Origin of the sequence: Microcoleus sp. D3_18_C2, from assembly GCF_036702395.1 — a bacterium.
Classification (GTDB): domain Bacteria; phylum Cyanobacteriota; class Cyanobacteriia; order Cyanobacteriales; family Microcoleaceae; genus Microcoleus.
This window is the reverse complement of sequence record NZ_JAUBTG010000016.1, coordinates 41,114-64,180: the sequence shown is the minus strand read 5'-3', so window position 1 is coordinate 64,180 and position 23,067 is coordinate 41,114. Positions and strand designations below refer to the sequence as shown.

Sequence of the window (23,067 nt, the reverse complement as noted above, 5' to 3'; positions counted from 1 at the left end):
GGGAAAATTTAAACCAGATATGGATATCCCCTATGGAAGAATTTGCAATTTCGTGGGTGTGGGAGTATGAGCTCGATAGGATCACGATCGAGTCCGAAGCCGACAGCACACTGAATTCGGCAATGTACAAAGTGGTTGACAGCTATATGCGATCGGAACGAACGATATGGAATGTTTTTTTCAAAGATTTGTTCTACCTTAACTACCCTCAAACCTCCACGACTTTGTTTAAAGAAATCTATTTAACTGAATTGTATATATCTTCAGGCGTCAATCTTTCCCAAAAGGCACAAGAAATACATCACTACCAAAAGCTGCTTTTCGAGCATTGCGGTTGGATATTTCCCTTTGAAAAGATTTGCGCGGTGTGCGATCGCCCCCGCCACCTTCGCTTTGACAGTCAAAACCGCTTGCACGCGGAAGCAGAACCTGCGATCGAGTTTGCGGATGGATGGAATTTTTACTATTATCACGGCGTCAGATTGCCTGAAGAATACGGCAAAGTCCACCCAAATAAATGGCAATCGCAATGGCTTTTAACAGAAGAGAATGCCGAACTTCGGCGAGTGTTAATTGAAGGAATTGGTTACGATCGCATTTGTCAAGAGTTGCAAGCAAAACAAATAGATAGTTGGCAGGAATATGCACTATTACAAATAGATAACGCCGATGTCGAGCCGATTTGTTTGTTAAAAATGACTTGTCCGAGTACGGGATTCATTCACGCTTTGAGAGTTCCACCTAACCTGACATCAGCGAGGGAGGCAATTGGCTGGGCCAATTGGGATATCGATCCAGAGGAATTTTCCGTGCAGACTTGATATTAGCAAGGATTTCAGCGATCGAGAATGTCCTTGTTTTAATTTCAGAAACGAGATGACAATTCCTGGAAGAACGAGCTAGGCTAGCTGTAGACATCTATTTCGATCGGGATTTACGCACGGGTGGCCAGAAACCGGGTTTTTTCTGAGAAGACGTGTTATACCAATTTTTTATCAGGTTGCATAGAATCCGATCCCCCCTAGCCCCCCTTAATAAGGGGGGGACAAGATTCCGATCAAAGTCCCCCTTCTTAAGGGGGATTTAGGGGGATCGAGATATGTGCAACTTCACATTAAATTGGTATTATAGCACCCAAAAGCGACAAAAACCCGGTTTCTTTGGTGTTGATGCGTAATATCCTGTGCGGTAGATTAGCGATTTGTCGTCGAGGGGGCAGGTTTATGAGATTGTCGGTTTTCGGCAATTATTGTCGGTGAACCTGCCCCTACAAGACATGGCGTTTGTAATAACGGATCGGATCTATCTGAGATATTGCAGCATTCTCCATTAGCTGTAGGGGCGGGTTCGCCAGTAGGCTTAAACGTTTGCAGACAGGTTAAATAAACCCGCCCTCCCCCACGAATAATCCCCTCAAGTCAATCGGACTCGATATAACTCCTATTATTCCCAGGAATGCACAGATAAAATTTCATTCACCCTCCAAACATGGCAAAACCACTAGCAATAGAAACTCGCGGGCTGACGAAACAATTCGATCGCCATATAGCCGTCAATGACATCGATTTGCAAGTAGCAGCAGGCGAAGTATGCGGACTGATCGGCCCCAACGGTGCCGGGAAAACTACTTTGCTGCGGATGTTGGCGGCGGCCCAGGAACCGACTACAGGGGAAATTTACATCAACGGGGATAGGTTATTGCGCGATCGATCGCACCCGATTCTCAAACAGCGCATCGGCTTTCTTCCCGATGACTTTCCCCTCTACGACGACTTGACTGTTTGGGATTATTTAGACTATTTTGCCCGACTCTACAACCTCCAGCAACCGCGCCGCCGAGAGCGAATCAACTCCGTGTTAGAACTCGTGCAACTAACCAACAAGCGCAACAGCTTAATTTCCACCCTTTCGCGGGGAATGAAACAGCGCCTGAGTTTGGGGAGAACTATTATCCACGAACCGCTATTGTTGTTGTTAGACGAACCGGTTTCTGGCTTAGATCCGATCGCCCGAATGCAGTTCCGCGAAATTATCAAACTTTTGCAACAAGTGGGCATGACTGTAGTCATATCATCTCACGTCCTCAGCGACTTAGCCGAACTTTGTACCTGGGTTGGTATCATGGAACTCGGATATCTGGTCGAAAGCGCACCTTTACAAGAACTTTACAAACGCCTCAGCCGCCAGCAAATTTTGATGTCGGTTTTAGGAAATAAATTAGAAGCGCTAATATCCGAGTTAAAAAACTTTCCTTGGATAGAAAATTGGGCAATAATCCCGGAAACTCAACAGGTGTGCGTTGATTTTTCAGGAAGCCCGGAAGATGCAGCCAATTTATTACGCGAACTCGTCGCCGCCAACATTCCCCTAACCGAATTCCACTGCACTCAAGAAGACTTAGAAACCATCTTCCTCAAGATGGGACACCAGCAAGCATCTTAATTTAGTCGTTTCCATAATCAAATTAATTCTTTGTGGAACGGGCATCTTTCCCGTTATTGAAAATAATTCAACAGTGAGTTATAACTGAGTTATATTCTTTACGGTTGGACCGGAATTATTTAACCGCAGAGAGCGCAGAGGACACAGAGGAAGAGAAGAGAGAGAATTACCAATTACCAATAACTAATCAACCATGACACTCAACTTACTGGACAAAGTCGGCAACTGGAATCCCCAGTTATTTCGAGAAATCAAAGGCCGCTTGAATATTGGCAATATGGCGATCGCATCTGCTTTCTCGTTAGGGCCTCAACTGCTGCTGTTCATGTATTACAGCGCCCAGTTACCCGTTGCCCTTCGTAATGTCGATCGTACTGAACCGATTTATAACAGATTTTGTGTTTTAAAGACGACCACTAACACGAAACAAGGAACACAATGTCTCACAGATGCCTTGGGTAATATAGTAATTGATTGGCCCAAGTGGTGGGTAGAAATATTTATTTGGCTGAGTATATTTAGCGTGTTAGTCCTATTAGTAGCAGGGACTTATATGCTCGTCAGTGACTTAGACAAGGAGGAACGCCTGGGTACGCTCAACTTTATTCGCCTCAGTCCCCAATCTGCCAACACCATTTTTATTGGCAAAATTCTCGGTGTCCCTATTTTAGTGTATCTAGCAGCAATTCTGGCGATACCACTACATCTATACAGTGGATTAGCTGCTCAAATACCTTTGAATGAAATTTTATGCTTCTACATGGCGATTGCAGCCAGTTGTAGTTTATTCTACAGCACTGCGATGCTATTTGGATTGACAACCAGTTGGTTGGGAGGATTTCAACCTTGGTTGGCTAGCGGTATCGCTTTGTTTGTGTTTGTAATCTCTACCATGAAGTTAACAGTAACTGCTGGGGATTTAGGAACATTTGTATCTGCCATTGGCATCCTAAGATATCTAATTGTTGGAAGAATGGATAACTATGAATTTAATTCATTAGGTGCAGACATACACCAGTTACAATGGTTTTACTTGCCCATCGGTAAAAATATTGTAAGTGGCATTATTTTGTCTCTGTCAATTTGTAGTATCGGAACCTATTGGATGTGGCAGGGATGGCAGCGCCGTTTTCCCAATCCCACTACTACAGTTTTGAGCAAGCGACAAAGTTATTTTGCTGTTATCTGCTGTCAGCCCATTATCTTAGGCTTTGCACTCCAATCTGACCCCCTAGCCTACGGTAAAACTTTTCCTTTGCTAACATTGAATTTGGTGATGTTCTTAATTGTAATAGCATCTTTAACATCTGAGAGACAATCTTTGTATGATTGGGCAAGGTATCGGCAACAAATTGTTCCCAGCGGTCACAAGTTGTGGCGACGTTACCCACTACTCGATTTGGTTTGGAGCGAAAAAAGTCCGGCTGTAGTTGCGATCGCGATTAATCTTCTCAGCTCATCCTTCATTTTACTCAGCGGACTAATTTTAATAGATCGGGGCGAGTTTGAAAAGTCTCACACAAGCATATTTTGGAATGTAATTCTCGGTATCAATCTGATCCTCATCTACGCAACCATCACCCAACTATTCCTATTTCTCAAAACCCGCAATCAGGAAATTTGGGCCGTAGGTACTATCAGCGGTGCTATCTTGTTACCACCTGTGATTTTATCTATGCTCTTGCTCACTCCAGAAAAAAATCCTGTCTTCTGGCTATCTTCAACCTTTCCGATTTTTTGGTCTTTTTCGCCTGACATAGGATCTGGAACTACGATTTTGATTTCGATACTCAGTCAGTGGACTGTGTTGCTGTTGTTGAATCTCAAATTGCGATCGCAACTGAGACTCGCAGGGGAATCAGCTTCTAAAGCACTGCTGAAAGCTTGAAAAAGCAGGGGAAACTTGAAACTCCGATTCAGGCCGGGATTTAAACCCCTGCCTGAAACCTTAAGTCGTCTTCAGACGACTGTTCAACTAACTTAGGAGCGCGAATTAAATAACTTACAATTTTAATTGTTATTGTGGGATGGGCGTCCCGCCCGTCCACTCATGACGGGCGGGACGCCCATCCCACTTTCAAGAGTGGAAGTTATTTAATTCTCATTCCTTATTATGCCAATTCCGCATTTATACTCGACTTTATATTAAGCGATAGCGGTCGCCGCTACATACAAAGCTCACCTTCGCAGGCTTTAAGATTAAAGTTGAAAAAAAAATCTGACTGTAAGCTGTTCGACATTTAAAGGACGATTGTAGGGTGCCCAGCGTACATAAGCGTTTCCCTTGTAAGCGTAAGTGTTCGCGAATGGCGCACCTTACCTGGTTCGTTAGTCGTTTAAATGCTCCACAGCTTACAGATCCAAAATTATAGAGTCAGCGTATATTACTAATGAACGCAGTACAAAATTTCATAGGTTCGCACCGCTAAAAATTTCAGCTTGCCTGTTTGGAGTTGAGCCGCGCTCCCCCGCCAGCTACACACCCAACTATAAAATACGGCTAAGCGATCTGTCTTTAGGACTGGGTTTATTTGAATCCGGGGGCGGGTTTATATATCATTTTAGCTGCCTGTAATACTTGTATGGCAAGCCCCCCCCTACAGCCGAAAATAAGAAAAACTATCCTAAAAGTGCGAATTTGTGATATTTTGACTGAGAATACCACCGCCGTTAGGCAACAAAAGTATCAAATTTAGAGGGTGATTAGAGCATGGCAGAAATTAGAGGCACCGCCCAAGCAGACTTGCTAGCAGGAACTCCAGAAGATGACCTGATTTTTGGTTTGATGGGCACTGACACCATTGCCGGAAACTCTGGTAATGACAGTATTTTTGGAGGTAAGCAAAGCGATTTAATTGATGGCAATTCTGGTCAAGATTCGCTTTTTGGAGATTTAGATAACGACATTATTAACGGCGGCGAAGGTAACGATTTTTTAGTGGGCGGAAAAGGCAGCGATTCCATATCGGGCAACTCCGGCAATGATGTTTTGTCGGGCGATCGAGATACTGATATCCTGATAGGCGGAGACGGGGCAGACCTATTTGTTTTGAGGCGCTACGCTGAGGCTGACCCTTTCCGTACCAGTGGCGGTGTTAGTTTGGCAAATGCGGACGCGATCGCCGATTTTACACCCGGTACAGATTTAATCGGTTTGGGGGAAGGTCTCAGTTTTAGCGACTTAAATATTTTGGAAGCTGGAAACAATACTGTTATTCAAGACCGGGTAACAGGAGAATTTATCGCTACTCTCCAAGGAGTGAGACAAAGTGCGATTAACCAGGCAAGTTTCACTAATAATATTAGCAGCGTTGTTCCCAATCCCCCGCCTCCAGCGCGGACAACGGCTTATGCTTTAACTCCTGCTAATCGGATTGTCGGTTTTAGTCTTTCCAATCCCGGAAGTGTCCTCACAGATTTGCCCGTAACTGGATTGCCAGCGGGAGAAAGTTTGCTGGGAATTGATTATCGGCCGGCTAATGGTGTGCTTTACGGTGTGGGTTCTAGCAATCGCTTGTATACTATCAATCCGATGACTGGGGAAGCAAGTCCAGTCGGTAACGGGCAGTTTGCTGTTCCCCTAAATCCGGGGGCTGCAGGTTTTGATTTCAATCCGACAGTCGATCGAATTCGGTTTGTCAATGAAGGCGATCAAAACGCCCGCCTCAACCCGGATAACGGGGCACTTGTGGATTTTGACACGGTGGCGGGGGGAATTCAACTCGACGGGAATTTGGCTTATGTTGCGGGCGATCGCAATTTTGGGTCAAATCCGGCTGCAGCAGGGGCTGCGTATGTGAATAACTTTGCCGGGGGAACTTCGACCACACTATTTGTAATTGACAGCGATTTCGATGTTTTGGTGCGACAAGATCCGCCGAATAATGGAGGGTTGAATACGATCGGATCTTTGGGAGTTGATGCTACTAGCGTTCTCGGCTTTGATATCAGGAGTATTGGCGGCCGCGAGGTGGCTGTGGCGGCGCTGGAAGTCGGTGGCATTTCCGGCTTGTACAATATCAATTTAAGCAGCGGTCAAGCTTCCTTTGTCGGTCAAATTGCCGACGGAAGACAGATTAACGGTTTGGCTTTGCCTTTGCCTACAGCTTACGCCTTAACTGTCAGAAATGGCGCTGAAACAATTGTCGGTTTTAACGAAGCGGCACCGCGGGCGATTCTCAGTGACGTGTCAGTTACAGGGTTGCAGCCCGGAGAAAGTTTGCTGGGAATTGATTTTCGCCCCGCTAACGGTGTGCTATACGGTGTGGGTTCTAGCAATCGCTTGTACGCGATTAATCCAGTTACTGGGCAAGCCAGTGCCGTCGGTAGCGGGCAGTTTGCTGTTCCCCTAACTCCGGGGGCTGCGGGTTTTGATTTCAATCCGACAGTCGATCGAATTCGCTTTGTCAATCAAGCCGGTCAAAACGCCCGCCTCAACCCGGATACGGGGGCAATTGTCGATGTTGACACGCTGACGGGGGGAGTTCAACTCGACGGGAATTTGGCTTATGCTGCGGGCGATCGCAATTTTGGCAATCCCGGCGCGGCGGCGGCTGCTGCGTATGTGAATAACTTTGCAGGGGCAGCTTCGACGACACTGTTTGCAATTGACACCAATTTAGACATTTTGGTGCGGCAAGATCCGCCGAATAATGGGGTGTTGAATACGATCGGATCTTTGGGAATTGATGCTGGTACCGTTCTCGGCTTTGATATCAGGAGTGTTGGCGGTAACGAGACGGCTTTGGCTGCGATCGAGGTTGGCGGAGTTTCCAGTCTATACAATATCAATTTGACGACTGGTCAAGCTTCGATTGTCGGTCAAATTGGTGACGGGCAAGGGATTAAAGGCTTAGCACTAACTTTGATTTAAATGGTGCAGTCCGACAGTCCCGCAGTCCAACAGTCCGACAGGGGTTGAAACCCCTGTCTCATAGCGAAAGTCCTCTAAAGAGGACTAAAAATTAGCAACTAAAAATTAGAATTTGAGTCGGTTTTTAACCGACTTTTGCTATTAGCCAGGGAATTCATTCCCTGGCGGGTTTCGGGAGAATGGAACAGCCTTTTTTCTTCAGGAAAGTTGGAAGGTATCGAGAATGTACCTCACACGCACGCAATCCGCTATCAAATAAATTCATCGTTAATTTGATAATAATATCAAGTCGGGTCGATCCATTATAATATAATGCCATATCTTGTAGGGGCGGGTTCACCAGTATTCTCTCCCTCAAAACCAACAAATTCATCAACCCGCCCCCGCCCATAGCAACACTAATCGATCGGACACAACATAAAATGTTATCTCAAGTTTTTTACTTGCTACGTTCCCGCAGTGACGGCAAATATCTGTCCGCGAATCCCAATCCAGATGCGGCAGTGAGTTACCTGCTGATGTTTCGCGAAGACTATGACGCTTTGAGCTATCTCAATGCCCACGCTGCTGATGTTGCCGATCGATTCGGAGTAGAATCGATTTCCGGTTCTCAGGTAAAAAAGCTACTCGAACGTTGGGGCTTTAACGGCGTGGGGGTTGTTCAAGACCCGCTGTTACCGAATATTGAGTTTTTATTGACAAATAATTGACAATTGACAAGATTTGCGCTTCACCCGGTTTCTGGAAGAAATCGGGTTTTTTTGTCAAGTTTTGAGCCGATCGCCCGATCGAGTTTGTACAGTTCTGTGCCCCATATCTAGTGCAAATTGTCAAATATATTAACCTTTTACCCTAAATCTGAATCCTGTTGTATATTCGTAGTCTGTTGATTTATTCCGACACGTCAGTACACAACCTATGGTTAGAGAATTAGAGCGATCGAGTGCCAACGAGAAACGCAACCTGTCCGATTTCCCCGAAACAGCACCCGCCGCCAATCCCGTATTTTTTAGGACTTACAGCCGCCGTACCGAGACGGGAAGGGAGACTTGGGCCGAAGTGTGCGATCGAACAGTCAAGGGGCTGCAAAAGCTGGGAAACCTCACCCCCGAAGAAACACAACTGCTGCACCGAATGCAAAACCAGCTCAAAACCCTCGCTTCAGGCCGCTGGCTGTGGGTAGGTGGCAGCAAATGGATCGAGCAACCAGAGAATTTTTCCGGCGCATATAATTGCTCCTCAACAAATATTCTCGACTGGCGTTCCTTTGGTTTGTTAATGGATTTGGCAATGATGGGCTGCGGCACCGGCGCAGTCTTGGAACCACAATATATCAACCAACTGCCGCCGATTCGCAACCGTTTAACCCTAACCATGCAAGGCGAAATCGGCTCTACACCCGCCCAGTCGCGCCGTCAAGAAACAGAAGTAAAAATAGCAGAAAAAACCGCAACTATTTATGTCGGAGATTCTCGCCAAGGTTGGGTACAATCCTATCAAAGTTTGCTGGAATTATCCACAGATGAAAGATTTGCAGGAGAAGTTCAAGTTTTCATCGATTTGAGCGATGTTCGCCCGGTGGGAGAACCTTTAAAAGGTTTTGGCGGAGTAGCAAATCCGGTGAAATTGCCCGACCTTTATCAGCGCTGCGCGGCAATTTTGAATAAAGCTTTAGGGCGGCAGTTAAATTCAGTTGAATGCTGCGTGTTGATTGATGAAGCGGCGGTCACGATCGTCGCCGGCAACATTAGGCGCAGCGCGGGGATTCGTCAATTTGATTCGAGTGATGAACTGGGCGCAAATGCTAAAAATAATTTGTGGCAGCAAGATGAAAATGGCAACTGGAAAATCGACCCCGATCGAGATGCTTTGAGAATGGCAAATCACTCTCGCGTTTTTCATCATAAACCGACGCGGGAAGAGTGTATTGATGCCGTTCGCCAACAGTATTATTCTGGTGAAGGTGCAATTCAATGGGCTGGTGAAGCTGTAGCTAGAGCTAACGTTGATTTACTTTCAACACCGAGTCTTAAACTTGAGTTTTTGAAAGCTTACGACGAAGGAAAAGCTAAACAGTGGTTCCAGGAACGCTATCCTGACATGACTGCGGAAGAATTAGAACACCGGTCAGTTCGTTTGGGCTTAAACCCGTGTGGTAAGTAATTTTGCCTCACGTTAAAAACCTCGCAAATACGGGGAAAGCTGAAATGCTAATCCCGTGGTAATCAGAAGAACTAAAAAGCTTTTGACACCGTACAGCGTAGAGAGTGAAGCTAGATTACAATGAAAAAAGCAATCTAGAATATAATCTCTCCAAGAGTGTGGGGGCGCGTATGACAAGCACCTTTTATGGCTACTCAGGTTTCTACGGTGAGCATTGTTTAAGGTCAAGTCTTGAGTACATTTACGCGAAATACCTGGACTACATGGAAATTGGCTGGACATACGAAGATAAAACCTATCTACTCTCGAATGAAGTTCGGTACAAACCAGACTTCCTTCTAGAAAATGGTGAGTATGTCGAAATTAAAGGCGTTTTTAATTATCAAAGCGACTTGCCAAAAATTCAGCGATTTGAGTCTGAGTACAATGTAAAAGTTACTATTTTTCAAGAAAAAGATCTAAGACAACTCATTAAGGATACTCCTTTTGTATTTGAGCATTTGAAACAGGAATGGAAATCTCATGCTAAGGTAAGAGGCATGGATAATTTCGGAAAGAGAAACCCTATGTATGGCGTTACTCAATCTGAAACCACCAAAGCCAAAATCAAAGCTAAGGCGAAGGCAAGATTTGCAGATCCTAGTTTCAAGGAAAAGTTTGTCAATAGTGCCAAGCGAAAAGCATACCATGAGTCACGCAAGGGCAAGAAAACAGGTGCATTAGTACCTAGATTTATTCTTACTTGCGAATTTTGTCAGAACAGTTTTGAAGTTATACAACACAAAGTATCGAAGCGTCGTTTTTGCTCCAAAAATTGCTCTGTTCAGGCACAGCATGGAAAAACTTCAACAACTAATTCTGATATTCAAACATTAGCTCATGCTTTTGCCTTGGATAATTATGAGACACTCTTATCTGTAAAGTTGAATAACCTAAAAGAGCTTTTTCAAGCTTTACAGGACTCAATACAAAAAGAAAATAACATTCTGGATATCCGAACAATATGTCAGATTGTTACAGGTAAACCATGTAGCAGAAAGGAACTCCTCTATTATTTGAGGGAATACGCGCAAAAGGTACGCGGAGCTACTGCGAAAAATAAAGCAGTAGAACTAGAGGATAAAAAGCCTTTAGGATAACAAAAATGGAAATTATCGGTTCTAACTTTCACTGTAATTTGGCGGAGGTTCACCTCAATCAAATTGACCCTTACAACTTCAAAGAACAGGAGGAAGCTTTCAAGGCTGCGGCTCTATCTGTGGCGGTACTTCTCAATCACAAATTTCTTGAACCCCGCTATCAATACAGCCGCGAACTCGACCCGATTGTCGGCGTCTCTTTCACGGGATTGTTCGATTTCTTCGTTCACGCTTTTGGCGTTGAGTGGCTGCGCTGGTGGGTGGAAGGTCGCCCGCAAACTCCGCAAGGAATCGCTTTTAAACAGCGGGAAGAAGAGTATTTGAGTGGTTGGCGCGAGATTGTGAATCGGGTAGTATGGGATTATTGCGATCGCCATTCCTTAAAACGCCCAAATCGCTGCACAACGGTTCAACCATCGGGTACTAAATCTCTGCTGACAGGTGCTTCTCCCGGCTGGCATCCGCCGAAAGCCCAGCGTTTCATTCGCCGAATCACTTTCGGCAAAAACGACCCCGTAGCCCTCGCCTGCATCGACTACGGATACAACGTGATTCCGTCTCAATCTGACAAAGATGAAAACGGCAATTTGCTGAACAATCCCTTCGATGAACGCTGTACAGAATGGCTGGTAGAAATACCTGTTGCGGTAAGTTGGGCTGACTTGCCCGGTGCTGATGAAATTGACATTAACAAATTCTCAGCGGCGGCACAAATGGACTTTTATATGCAAGTGCAAAAGTTCTATGTCAGACATAACACTTCTGCCACGATTGAACTGCGCGAAAATGAAGTGGAAAGTTTGGGGACTCGGATTTATGAAGCGATTCGCGATGATGAAGGCTACATTTCCGCAGCGCTTTTAGCTCGGTTTGATGCTCTTGAAACTTTCCCGCGTCTGCCCTTTGAACCGATAAGCAAGGAAACTTACACCAAGATGGTGGAAGAGACTTTAGCGCGTCGCCAAATAGATGTTTTTCATGCGGCACTAAGTCGTTATGACTTAGGTGAAATGATGGATTCGGGGCCGGCGGGCTGCGATTCCGATAAGTGTTTGATGCCAGAGACTAAGGCTATGTAATAGCCAATAGCCAAATCCCCGACTTCTGAAATTACTTCGATATTTCACGAAAATAACCAGAAGAAGTCGGGGATTTTATTTCTCAACCCTTCACATAATAATCCCGCGTTCCCTTCGCATTCATCGCTTCTCCGAGTCGATTTAACCCGTACACGTAAGCAGCAGTTCTCATGGAAACTGACAATTCCTGAGATTTTTTCCAAATTGCCTCAGTCTCTTCGACCATTTTATGCTTCAACCGCTGGTTGACTTCCTCTAGTGTCCAATAAAGTCCGCTGCGGTTTTGCACCCACTCAAAATAACTAACCGTTACGCCTCCGGCATTGACTAAAATATCAGGAATTACCTGAATTCCCCTCGATTCTAAAATTAAATCAGCAGCAGAATCAATCGGCCCGTTAGCTACTTCAAAAATAAACTTAGCCTTAATATCATTAACATTGGCTTCTGTTATTTGATTCTCCAAAGCGGCTGGAACCAGCACGTCTACAGCTAATGCTAAAAGTTGCTCATTTGTCAAGATTTCGTGTTCGATAATATTGCAAACCGAACCTTCGCAGTAAAGAGCTTTGATACCTTTGTTAGAATCTTTAAAACCTCGAATACTGGGGATGTCCAGCCCTTGTTTAGCATAAATTCCCCCTTGGGAATCGCTGACAGCAACAACTTTGTAACCTGCTTTCCAGAGCAGTTCTGCTATTTCTGCACCGGCATTACCAAAACCTTGTACTGCTACAGTTGTATCTTGAGGATTTAGCTCAAATTTGGGTAAAATAGTTTGTACTACAAAAAAAGCACCCATTGCTGTGGCCGTATCTCTGCCCAAACTGCCGCCGATTGTCACTGGTTTTCCAGTCACAACCGCTGGAGAAAGCTGTCGCTTAATAATGTTGTACTGATCCATCATCCAACCCATAATCATGGGATTGGTGTAGACATCCGGCGCGGGAATATCGACATCGGGGCCGATGAAATCTGCGATCGCATCGACATAGCCCCGGCTCAACCGTTCCAATTCCAGTTTGGACAATTCCTTGGGATTGAGAGTAATTCCGCCCTTTGCTCCTCCAAATGGCAAGTTCAAAACTGCACATTTAAACGTCATCCAAAATGCTAAGGATTGCACTTCATCAAGGGTTACTCCCGGATGATAGCGCACTCCTCCTTTAGACGGGCCTCTGGTATTGTCGTAGCGCACCCGATAACCTTGGAAAATTCGCAGGGAACCGTCGTCCATCCGCACGGGTATCGATACAATTAAACTGGATTTGGGGTGTTTCAGCCTTTCGATCGTATCCTCGGAAAGGGACACATATTTTAAGGCTCGTTCTAATCGGCGGCTGGCATCGGCAAATAATGATTCAGACATAATTGGAAGGAAGAAGGAAAGCACGACACGGATTTTGACACGGATACACGGATACACGGATTAATTATTTAGTGTCCGTCAGATTTTGAAGTCAGAGGGAAGAAGCAAGAATAGCTGACATCTTAATTTTAAGTGTCTCTGCTGATCTACTGGTTTTCCTATACATTTTAATTTAATCACAATCCAGGTTGAATTCTGTCAACTGTCAATGGTTAACTGTTTACAAACTGCCTTGTGTCGATCGACTTTTCGAGCAGTGCCAAGCAGCTATTAAGCAGATACACTTACAATAGAGGGTGATATTTAAGCTCAAGCCACAATTTGAGTTCGATCGCTCAAATCAGTGCCAGCCATCAGGGGAATTAAATTCTGAAATATATCGAGGCTTTAGCTGACGTTAGAAACTGAATTATTATTATTATGCTTGGACTCCTAGCCGCACTCTCTGCGTCTGCGGCAGGGGGTATGAGAATTGCCATGCCCCTGCTGTTAATTGGTTTGTTGCGGATTGACAAACTTTGGTCGGAAATACCTCTATTGTCTGGGCTTCACCCCCAGGTGGTGATAGCAATTTTAGTGAGTTGGTCGCTGTTAGAGTTATTTGCTTCTAAAACCTTTGTAGGACAGCGGGTACTGCAAATTGTGCAAATTATTTTCAGCCCTATTGTAGGAGCAATTATGGGAATTGCGATCGCTCAAGTAAGTTCGATCGAGGAAATTATTGCTCACCCTTGGATGCTGTGGATAATTGGTATTGTCGGAGGTTTGTTGGCTTTAGTGCTGCAACTGGTACAAGCAGGATGGTTTTATCGGCTGCGGGGTTTGCCGATTTGGGTGATTTTCCTCCAAGATGTTCTGTGCATTTCCTTGGTTTTGTTTGCCTTTGACGCACCGCGGCAGGGAGGGTTAGTGGCGATGATGCTGCTGTGGCTGGCAATTCGCAGTTCAAAAGAGTGGTATCGATGGTATAAAAGTCAGGGAATACCGGGCGACAGGGGAAATCCCCGCCGCCGCAAGCGCGATCCTGATTAATTAGTGATTAGTTATTGGTGATTAGTTATTGGTGATTAGTCATATCGTTTACGGTTGTTTCGGAATGATTTAACCGCAGAGGGCGCAGAGGGCGCAGAGGAAGAGAAGAGAGAGATGAATAATTCCGATACCAACGGATTTTATATCATTAGTCCTTTTTAACAACAGTGAACAGTCAACAGTCAACTGTCAACTGTCAACTGTCAATTTAAAGCAATCCGATCGAGTGTAGCGGGCCCTGACCCGTAATTAACTCTAGCAATAGTGCCACAAAACCAATCATCGCCACACGACCGTTCCAGACTTCCGCCCCCGTGGTCAAGCCCCACTCCCACTGCTCTTGAGGGTACATTTTCACTTTTTTGGAAGGGCGTATAACATCGGAGAATTTAACGCTGGGAGATTCGATCGACTCGATGACTAAATCAGCCAAGGCTTCAATAAACACCGGATGAGTATTCAGTGCGGGCACTCGGTAGAAATTTTTAATCCCCGATTCTTCTGCTAATTCTCGATACTCCATGTCAATTTCTTGAAGAGTCTCGATGTGTTCGGAAACGAAACTAATCGGAACTACCAACAAATCTTGGACTCCATTTTCTGCCAATTCGGTAATGGCGTCTTCGGTGTAAGGCTTGAGCCATTCCACCGGGCCAACCCGACTTTGATAAGCTAGAGTGTGTTCGTTCGATCGATCCAAATGTTCCATAATCAGACGAGTGCAATCTTCAATCTCGCGCTGATAGGGGTCTCCAGCCTCTTCTACGTAGCTGAGGGGGACGCCGTGGGCGCTGAAAAAGATGTGAACTCGATCGGGATTCGGATTGTGGTCTAGTTGTTGGGCTATCAATTCCGACATTGCCTGAATGTAACCAGGCCGCTGATACCAAGAAGGAATAGCGGTATATTCTATATCCTTGAGGGCCGGATCTTTGCCCCACATTTCTTCTAGCTGCCGGAAGCTAGAACCGCTGGTGCTGATGGAAAATTGAGGATACAGCGGCAAGATTGTCAAATGTTCGATGCGATCGCGCTTAATTTTGGCGAGTGCCTCTTCGGTAAAAGGATGCCAGTAGCGCATCCCCACGTATACTCGAGCATCTTGTCCCTTTTCTTGCAAGAGTTCTTGCAGGGAAGCGGCTTGTTCCTCGGTAATTCGCCGCAAAGGAGAGCCGCCACCGATTTGGCGGTAGTTTTCCTGGGATTTTTGAAAGCGCAGGGTCGAAATCAACCAGGCGAGCGGTTTTTGCATCCACGGAAACGGAATGCGAATGATTTCCGGGTCAGCAAACAAGTTGAACAGGAAAGGACGGACATCCTCGATTTGATCTGGCCCGCCCAAGTTTAATAGCAATACTCCCACACGACCCATAGCGGTTACAGCTCTCCCATCGTCTCAGTTCTGTTACTTATCTTTATGATATAACTTAATAATATCTTAAGTCGATAGCAAGGTATACATAATTTTGACTATAGCAACAATTTTTAGAGATTTAAGTTATCGGTATCAGTGTCTCTAGGATTGCGATCGCACCTCTGGCTGCTTTGAGCGTAGGCGGCAATGCTCGTTTGGGTCACAACGGCCAAGGAAAAATGTACCATCAGCCAATTATTATTTAGAAGCTTTTGCCGACTGTCAGTTTGACAGGAGTACACAGCAGCGTTGCGATGCACGAAATGCAACTGGCGCAATTGCGACAATCTTTCAGGAAGTATACCGCGCGGTCAAGTCCGGTGGTCTATTCATTTGGGTAGATTTTCCTCTGCATACAAATCCGGTATTTAGGTCAGGGTTGGCTGTATTTTTGTGGTTGTTTGAGACTGAAACTGACTTGGGGAGTTTGTTGGCAGAGGTGGGATGGCGATCGTACAATTCCGAAGGAACTCCACAACCAAAACTTTATGCTGACGGCAGCATTCAAGTAATCCAAGTTCAAAAGTCAGTTGACAGTTGTCAGTTGACAGTTGACAGTTGTCATTAGCGCGCGGGGAAGAAACCGGGTTTCTACGAATTTTGGGTTGAGTGACGATAAATATCGGGAGAAACCCGGTTTCTGAGGTCGGCGCGCGCATCTTACTATACTTGTCAACTAATGACTAATGACTAATGACTAATGACTAATGACTAAACAAACTTTTTCGCTTCTGCCAAAGCCGCCTCAAACTTGAGCAATACATCCTTTTCTGTGTGAATAGCTTTCTCTTGTTCCAGCAGCGGGCGGCCAAAGCGAAAAATGCCGTCCTGTTCTACGTGGTCTACATAAGGCAGCGTTTCTGGATGCGGCAAAAATTTTCTGCCGATTGGGTACGGCGTGTGGAAAGAAAAACTAAAATCGGGAAACTTGTCGCTTTTGATTTCGAGATAGTAAAGCGAGTAATAATCTTTGATGTCGGAGTACACGCATTCGCGGCACTTATTGACAAGTTTGCGGTTCTGATAGAAAAAGTCCCACTTGTCCCAATAGTAGGCATCTTTCATCATTTCCTGGTGGTCGTCGCACAGTTCGAGATATAATTTGTCAGAATCCGCCGGACGGTAGAAGTAAAGCATGGCGTAGGGCATTTCAATCAGTAACTTGACTGCTTGATTTTTTCGCTGGTACCATTCCTGCTGGTGAGTTTCGTAGACTTCCTTATATTTATTAATTGCTTTAAAGCTGTTGAGCTGATTTTCTTTGGCCCAGCGCGACGCCCAAACTGTCCAGTAAGCTAGCTGGAAGGTTGCTGAAATTTCTTCCGAACCTTGTTCTTTCCAGTCGGCAATGATTTTTTCCCACTCGGAACTAAAAGCTACTCGTGATTGTTCGTTTTCTTCAGGCTTTTCTGTATTGATTGGGGTGGGTATTTCGCGATTATTTTTAATCAGCCCTTTCGGTTCTTTGCGCCAATTATTAATATCTGTTGGCGTTAGACTTAAGATGAATCTTCTGTCGTGAACGGGATATTCTAAATGGATTCCTGATTTGCGGAAAGAGCGGTATTCTAAAATAGGAAGTTTGTCTTGTTCAATCCACTGCTGGCGTTCTGCTGGCGAACACTTGAGTATTTTTTCTAATTCTACCGGATCGACCGCTAATTCACTTTTGAATGTCTCCCAAAATCTTTCTTGTTCGGCGGGATTTGCTTCCAGGAGGGATACAATTCGGTTGACGAGATGATCGGTTTGGTCTGGGCAATTTTCGGGAAGTCCTAAGAAGTCGAGGAGTTTGGTCTTGAGTATTCGTCTGGCTGAGATTAGCTCGGCTAACATGAGAAGCTCCAGTAGAGTCATGACTTGCGCCCTTGAACTGGCAAGATTTGCACAAGTCTTATATATCTTAATAGATTCTCTTGGGTTGTCGGCAATTGAAATGTCTGCGCGAGGGAAGCTATCCCCAACGCGCCTGCGAGCCCGTTGCGGTAGGGTATCGCCCAACCTCGGCCCCATCCCTAAGCTAAAATACTCAAAACAAGGGCAAAAGACCGATCGACCTTTTGCCCTTTTTGGCTAAAATCGATAATTGCGATCGCGCACCCACAAACTTACAGGCACAGCATGGCCTGTTTTGTCAACCTTTACTTCTACCAAAAAAGATTGTCGCTGGTTCCTTTGAGCTTCGCTAATCTCCTGATTGACTTTTTCCCTTTCATCCTCTGGCATATAATAAGTTTCTAAGCCGTATTCCATCTGCCAACCGTTATATTTGCCCTTAATTGCGATTTGATTGGCGGGCAAATTGGCCGGATTTTCCAGACTGACGCGGACGGGTTTCCAAGCTTGGGGGCGGCCGGGATTAGTGGCGGTTTTTGGCGCTTCTAAGATTACATAAAAACTGGTTTGTGGTTTGAGATTGTGCGTATTTTTTGGACAAACAATTCCGGGCGGACAAGGTTTTTTTTCGGTAGGTAAATCTTTCCAGCCGGGGAGTTTTTGGAGATTTGTGAGATCGGAAATATCATAGCTCAAAACTTGGTAATATCCGCGCAAAAAGTCGTAAGGGTCTACTGGTGCTGTTTGTAGGACAACTGTTTTGCCAGTAATAAAAGTGTAAACGGCGGTGGCGGGTACGGCGGCAATTAGTCCGATTTGCAGCACCAAAGGAACCCACAGCCGCCACGCGGGTAGTCGTTTTGCTTCCGGGGGAAGCTGAAACAAATTTGTTGTATCTGGATTTTCAACTAATAAGTCAATGTTGTTTGTGTTCATTTTATGTATGGGTTATATTGTTGGCGGTTGTTTCGGAATGATTTAACCACAGAGAACGCAGAGGGCGCTGAGTTAGAGAAGAGAGAGATGAATAATTTCTATTCATCGGGGATTTTTGCGAAGTGGCGCTCGAACCACAAACCAGCAGCAATAACACCAATTCCGCACAAAACAAATACAAAAGATTTGAGCAACAATCCTGTGTTATATTCAAAGACTCGGCTGATAATTTGCAGGGTGATTAATACCATGCCTCCCCAAAAAGTCTGGCGGTTTCCTAAACCTAAACCTTCTCGGATTAAGCCGACAGCGAGCAAAAATAAGAAAACATTGAACAGAAAAGTTGCTAATTGAGGAATGGGAGTAAAATTGAGGTGAATAAGCGGTAGTAAGGCGCTGGCGAGGATTAAAATGCCGATCGCACTTGTGGTCAAATCCACTCCTTTTTGTTTTGGCCGCCGGAGTTCCAAACGTCCCAAACGCAGCCATTCAAACAGTGTGAAACCGCCCAAAACAGCCACATTTGCCAGCAAAACCCAATCCGACTCCGTTGGCGCAGGATTGGGCGAATCTTGCCACAACCAGTGGAGAGAAAGAAAATAAAACAAACTGGCGAGAAACAGCAGTGCTAAACTGCGGGCGGTAGGTTGAAACAGCTTGCTGCGTACCTTCGGCCAGATTGCATCGTCGTATCCCCACAGCAAAGCGGGCGGTAGGGCGCAAAAAATTGCTGTACCCCAGGTTAGATTTAAGCCTTGGACGATAGAAACTTGTAGGGAAAAAATTATCGCGATCGCACCTATGGCAAAAATAGCACGCGATCGACACCAATAAGCCAGCGGCACAAACATTATACTGGCTGCGATCGGCATTTGCCGCACCAAAACTTCCAGCCAAGAAAACTCGACTTTGGAAGACCAATCTAACACCGCCAGCCAATAGCCTAAACCAACTAAAAGTTCGGACAAAACGCCCAAGGAAGTCAACCGCAAACTGTAAGCCATTCCGAGCACGCCGATTCCCCAAGCAAGGAAAAGTCCGTAGGAAGAACCGCCAATGTGGAACATTTGCGCCATCAATGCCATATTTGCTCCTAAAATCAGAGATCCTAACAGCAACAATCCTTCACCTAGGAGTGTGTTTCGCCCTTTTATTGCGGGCATATTGGGATGGGAGTTGTTGCTTCGGGATGGGGGAATTCGCCACAGATAGAAACCTGCTGCATTGACTGCTACGAAAAGACTTAGCAACAGTGCAACTCTCACTTCTCGCGACCAAACTTGCCAGTTTGCGGCTACAAAGGTGATGACTCCTATACCGAGGAGAATGCCGCCGAGACTCATCAGAATGCTGAGGAATCGGTTGCGGGAGGCGGTTTCGAGTGTGTTGAATTGGTAGCGTTCCGAAAGTTGTTGGTAGAATGAAGTGTCGATTAGTCCTTCTGCTTGCCAGAGTTTGGCTTGTTCCCGCAACTCGCGCCGAAATTTATCTGAAATCATTGTTAATATTCCAGAGGATTTGAACTCAATACGGTTTAGTTAAGCCCGATCCCCCCTAGCCCCCCTTCTTAAGGGGGGGACAAGAATCTTACTCAAAGTCAACCCCTACTCCCCTTCTTAAGGGGGATTTAGGGGGATCTCCGAGGAATAAACAGTTTTAACTGAACCTTATTGGATTTGAACTGTGATAGTTTTTAATATGTCACTTGTTTGTCGATTGTCGATCGAGGCTGGGACACCTGCTGAAGTAGCACAGCAGTTTTGATTGATATCCTTCGGCTGTTGAAACCGTTTCTACATAAACAAACTCCCAGCAGAAAGAAACGAATAAATCAAGGAATGTAATATTATGGTACAAGTTCACTCTAAAAAATTAACTTTTGACGAGTACCTTAATTACTCAAATGATACGGGTCAACGCTATGAGTTAATTGATGGGGAGTTAATAGCTTTGCCATCAGAAGCTGAACCTAATAATTTCATTGCTAACTATCTATTTTTCTATCTTGCTAGCAGCGGGCTAGTGCCACTCAGGCTGATCAAAACGCATAATTGCGAGGTTCAAGTTGCCGTTTTGCGATCGGGAGATGCGGCCAACCGCTACCCCGATTTGATAATTCTGGAACCTGAACACATTCCGCTGACAGCAATCAGGCTAACTATCACTTTCGATATGCTGCCTCCTCGGTTTGTTGTGGAGGTAGTGAGTCCGGGTAGAGTGGGCAGGGATCGGGATTACGATCGCAAACGAGCTCAGTACGCAGCGCGGGGCATCGCAGAGTATTGGGTTATCGATCCAATAGAAGAAGTGGTGACGGTTTTGCGGCTTGAGGATGGGCAATATGTTGAGGTTGGGGGATTTCGGGATGGAGAGGCGATCGTATCTCCGATGTTTCCACAGCTAAGTTTGACGGTTCAACAGATTTTGAGTGGAGAGGTTTAAGGGCGGATCGATAGCTAATTGGTTAGCATTCATCTAACCACCTACCGATTAGTGAAAATCTCCACCCTCAACCTGATTGAGGCTATGTTTCAATCCCTGATAGGGATTTAGGTTGATTGCAACCTGTAAGTTTCGCTAACAGTCACACCATTTTTAGATAGTGACGTGAGAATATCACCAACCTTACTTTGCTAAATAAATATAGGCGGGGAAATGTGAGTTTCCCCGCCTAAGCCCTGTAACCCTTGTAAAATCTATAGTATGGTATGTAAACACTTTATGTGTTATGTTAAAAGTGGCGTACAAAAGTATACGTTATCAAAACTATACTTATTAGTAGTTAAATATTGGAGTTACAAGATGAATAATAAATTTGAAGTTGAATTTAAAAAAGATTTTTATAGTGATCATTATGATCGTCAACAGTTTAGGTTAATGGATGTGATACCAAAACCAATATGCCTTAATTGTCCACACTGCCAGGTTTATTCAGTAATGAATGTTGACCGTAAAGTTGAGCGTTTTGAGAAAGACATAGAAAACGGTATATCTTTTCAAGATAAAAATTTGATATTCGATTTTATTTGTAGCTGTTTACAATGCAACAAGACTGTGTTTGTCCAGGCACAAGCCCACGGCAATGCAGTTGATCCAGACTATCAAGTTACAGATGAACCTTTTTATCCAGGTTATCCAGCTACAGATGAACCTTTAAAAGATGAACCTTTAAAAGAAGTATCGAGCGGCAAAATACTATCAATCTATCCTTATAGGGAAAATATTACGGTTCCTTCTGAAGTGCCTGATGAATATGCAAGTGATTTTCGTGAAGCTGTGTTAGTAATGCCTCTAAGTTCTACAGCTAGTGTTATGCTTAGTAGACGTATCCTTCAAAATATTCTTAGGAATGAATTTCAGATTGAAAATGATAACTTAAAAGAAGCTATTAAGATTTTTATAAAAAAACCTAATATCCCGTCTGAAATAACAGGTGTTATAGACTATATCAGACAAATTGGAAATTTTGCTGCTCATCCCAATAAAGACCAAAACACAGGTAAAGTCTTGCCTGTTGAGCCAGATGAAGCGAAATGGTTAATAGAGCTGTTGGAACGTCTGTTTGATTTTAAGTTTATAGCACCTAAAAGAAATGAAGAGAGGGAAAATAAACTTAAGGCAAAACTTAAAACCCCAAATCAACCACAAGCCGCAAATCAACCACAAGCCGCAAATCAACCACAAACCCCAAATAAACCAAAAGCCCCAAATAAACCACCCACAAAATAGTTTGTTTAGTGCCAGTGGGTTAAGAATTTACCACCGCGCTCTCACCACTCCGACCGGGGCAAAAGCTAGGCTGGGAAACGGATATTTCCCAGCCTAGTGCTTGAAACTGTTACGGAAAGGTGGCAGGGTAAGGTTTACTCTGCATAACAGGTTTTTAAAATTGGATTATTACTGAGATTCTGATTGCTGGCGGGCAATCTCTACTCCTTTGTAAACACCAAAGCCGACCAACCCTGCTACTGCCACAACACCCGCTACAGGTAAACCTACGGTTGTAGTGGTGATAAACCCAATAGCTACAAGAATCCCCGGAGCCGTTTCTAATAATTGCTGATTTTTTGATTTTGACATTTACTTACTCTCTCAGGTTTTTAAAATTGGATTATTACTGAGATTCTGATTGCTGGCGGGCAATCTCTACTCCTTTGTAAACACCAAAGGCGACCAACCCTGCTACTGCCACAACACCCGCTACAGGTAAAGCTACGGTTGTAGTGGTGGTAAACCCAATAGCTCCAAGAATTCCAGGCGCTGAAGAAGTAATTGTAGCAATTGTCACAGAACCTGTCCCAGTAGCTGCCGCTGCACTGGTAATAGCACCAACCATTTTCAAATTATCCATAACTCTTCCCTAAAATATCTAAAATTTCGTTTAATTGAAAAACAATTTCTTGAGTCCGTATGCTGCTAAACCGACAACAGCACCAGCAGCAACAACGGGTGCTGCACCAATTGCAACAGCCGTTCCGCCAACAGCTAAACCCATCCCACCTACTGCACTAGCTACACCAGCTCCAGCCACAGCACCACCAGCTACATACCCAATTGCCTCTGCTTTATCTTCAGAGTTATCTTTATGATTAGACATTTATCATTTCTCCAAAAGAAAGGGATTACAAATCTTTATTACATCTTCAACCTTTTTCAATTCAGCGTCTACCGTAAAAATACTTAAACATCAACTCTTTACATAAAGACCTGTACCAGCCTCTCCGACCGCTCCGACCGCGCTAGACCTTGCCACCGCTCCGACCGTGGTTAGGGTGCGATTTAGG

At 44.8% G+C, this 23,067-nt stretch carries 19 protein-coding genes and 1 pseudogene; 12 read left to right on the top strand and 8 right to left on the bottom strand.

The genetic code is table 11. The features are described from left to right. Positions 1-317: 317 nt before the first annotated feature. The 8 genes and pseudogenes from QUA88_RS29505 to nrdJ (QUA88_RS12650) form a co-directional block, all read left to right on the top strand. Positions 318-821, top strand: a pseudogene (locus QUA88_RS29505) (DUF6745 domain-containing protein); the annotation flags it as partial. 667 nt (positions 822-1,488) lie between these two features. Next, positions 1,489-2,442, top strand: coding sequence for an ABC transporter ATP-binding protein (locus QUA88_RS12680; RefSeq protein ID WP_333053682.1), 954 nt, complete (start codon positions 1,489-1,491; stop codon positions 2,440-2,442). A 193-nt stretch (positions 2,443-2,635) separates the two neighbouring features. Then, complete coding sequence (locus QUA88_RS12675) at positions 2,636-4,330, top strand: hypothetical protein (RefSeq protein WP_333053681.1); 1,695 nt, start codon at positions 2,636-2,638, stop codon at positions 4,328-4,330. 822 nt (positions 4,331-5,152) lie between these two features. Beyond that, the gene (locus QUA88_RS12670; RefSeq protein WP_333271973.1) at positions 5,153-7,315 is read left to right on the top strand and encodes a DUF4394 domain-containing protein; all 2,163 of its coding nucleotides are present in this window, start codon (positions 5,153-5,155) and stop codon (positions 7,313-7,315) included. A gap of 422 nt (positions 7,316-7,737) precedes the next feature. Beyond that, complete coding sequence (locus tag QUA88_RS12665) at positions 7,738-8,025, top strand: hypothetical protein (RefSeq protein WP_333053679.1); 288 nt, start codon at positions 7,738-7,740, stop codon at positions 8,023-8,025. Positions 8,026-8,233: 208 nt separating this feature from the next. Continuing rightward, the gene (nrdJ, locus tag QUA88_RS12660; RefSeq protein WP_333053677.1) at positions 8,234-9,478 is read left to right on the top strand and encodes a ribonucleoside-triphosphate reductase, adenosylcobalamin-dependent; all 1,245 of its coding nucleotides are present in this window, start codon (positions 8,234-8,236) and stop codon (positions 9,476-9,478) included. A gap of 104 nt (positions 9,479-9,582) precedes the next feature. Further along, complete coding sequence (locus tag QUA88_RS12655) at positions 9,583-10,617, top strand: NUMOD3 domain-containing DNA-binding protein (RefSeq protein WP_333053676.1); 1,035 nt, start codon at positions 9,583-9,585, stop codon at positions 10,615-10,617. Positions 10,618-10,622: 5 nt separating this feature from the next. Further along, entirely contained in the window at positions 10,623-11,696 is a 1,074-nt protein-coding gene (gene nrdJ / locus QUA88_RS12650) for a ribonucleoside-triphosphate reductase, adenosylcobalamin-dependent (protein ID WP_333231792.1), read from the top strand. A gap of 82 nt (positions 11,697-11,778) precedes the next feature. Here the strand turns inward: nrdJ (QUA88_RS12650) and QUA88_RS12645 are convergent, their stop codons facing one another. Further along, positions 11,779-13,065, bottom strand: a complete 1,287-nt coding sequence (locus QUA88_RS12645; protein WP_333271967.1) for a Glu/Leu/Phe/Val dehydrogenase — start codon at positions 13,063-13,065, stop codon at positions 11,779-11,781. A 420-nt stretch (positions 13,066-13,485) separates the two neighbouring features. On the opposite strand from QUA88_RS12645, the gene QUA88_RS12640 reads away from it, so the two are divergent. After that, entirely contained in the window at positions 13,486-14,097 is a 612-nt protein-coding gene (locus QUA88_RS12640) for a DUF4126 domain-containing protein (RefSeq protein WP_333053673.1), read from the top strand. A gap of 208 nt (positions 14,098-14,305) precedes the next feature. Here QUA88_RS12640 and hemH read toward each other — a convergent pair whose 3' ends face one another. Beyond that, positions 14,306-15,469, bottom strand: a complete 1,164-nt coding sequence (gene hemH, locus QUA88_RS12635) for a ferrochelatase (RefSeq protein ID WP_333053672.1) — start codon at positions 15,467-15,469, stop codon at positions 14,306-14,308. Between the two features lie 421 nt (positions 15,470-15,890). On the opposite strand from hemH, the gene QUA88_RS12630 reads away from it, so the two are divergent. Further along, positions 15,891-16,079, top strand: a complete 189-nt coding sequence (locus tag QUA88_RS12630; protein WP_333053671.1) for a hypothetical protein — start codon at positions 15,891-15,893, stop codon at positions 16,077-16,079. 143 nt (positions 16,080-16,222) lie between these two features. Here the strand turns inward: QUA88_RS12630 and QUA88_RS12625 are convergent, their stop codons facing one another. The 3 genes from QUA88_RS12625 to QUA88_RS12615 form a co-directional block, all read right to left on the bottom strand. Beyond that, positions 16,223-17,368, bottom strand: a complete 1,146-nt coding sequence (locus QUA88_RS12625) for a hypothetical protein (RefSeq protein WP_333271964.1) — start codon at positions 17,366-17,368, stop codon at positions 16,223-16,225. 216 nt (positions 17,369-17,584) lie between these two features. After that, complete coding sequence (locus tag QUA88_RS12620; RefSeq protein WP_333271961.1) at positions 17,585-18,283, bottom strand: GDYXXLXY domain-containing protein; 699 nt, start codon at positions 18,281-18,283, stop codon at positions 17,585-17,587. Positions 18,284-18,381: 98 nt separating this feature from the next. Further along, positions 18,382-19,782 (bottom strand): DUF2157 domain-containing protein, encoded by a 1,401-nt coding sequence (locus QUA88_RS12615; RefSeq protein WP_333271958.1) that lies wholly within the window; start codon positions 19,780-19,782, stop codon positions 18,382-18,384. Between the two features lie 349 nt (positions 19,783-20,131). On the opposite strand from QUA88_RS12615, the gene QUA88_RS12610 reads away from it, so the two are divergent. Next, a complete protein-coding gene (locus tag QUA88_RS12610; protein ID WP_333271955.1) occupies positions 20,132-20,725 on the top strand; it encodes a Uma2 family endonuclease in 594 nt (197 codons plus the stop codon). 360 nt (positions 20,726-21,085) lie between these two features. After that, positions 21,086-22,012, top strand: coding sequence for a DUF4145 domain-containing protein (locus tag QUA88_RS12605; protein ID WP_333271952.1), 927 nt, complete (start codon positions 21,086-21,088; stop codon positions 22,010-22,012). Positions 22,013-22,180: 168 nt separating this feature from the next. Here the strand turns inward: QUA88_RS12605 and QUA88_RS12600 are convergent, their stop codons facing one another. Genes QUA88_RS12600 through QUA88_RS12590 form a run of 3 tightly spaced genes read right to left on the bottom strand, consistent with a single transcriptional unit; the run spans position 22,181 to position 22,880 of the window. Continuing rightward, on the bottom strand, positions 22,181-22,363 hold the full coding sequence (locus QUA88_RS12600) for a hypothetical protein (RefSeq protein ID WP_333254001.1): 183 nt from the start codon (positions 22,361-22,363) through the stop codon (positions 22,181-22,183). Between the two features lie 34 nt (positions 22,364-22,397). Next, positions 22,398-22,634, bottom strand: a complete 237-nt coding sequence (locus QUA88_RS12595) for a hypothetical protein (protein WP_333271949.1) — start codon at positions 22,632-22,634, stop codon at positions 22,398-22,400. Positions 22,635-22,664: 30 nt separating this feature from the next. Next, complete coding sequence (locus tag QUA88_RS12590) at positions 22,665-22,880, bottom strand: hypothetical protein (RefSeq protein ID WP_333165514.1); 216 nt, start codon at positions 22,878-22,880, stop codon at positions 22,665-22,667. Positions 22,881-23,067: the final 187 nt, after the last annotated feature.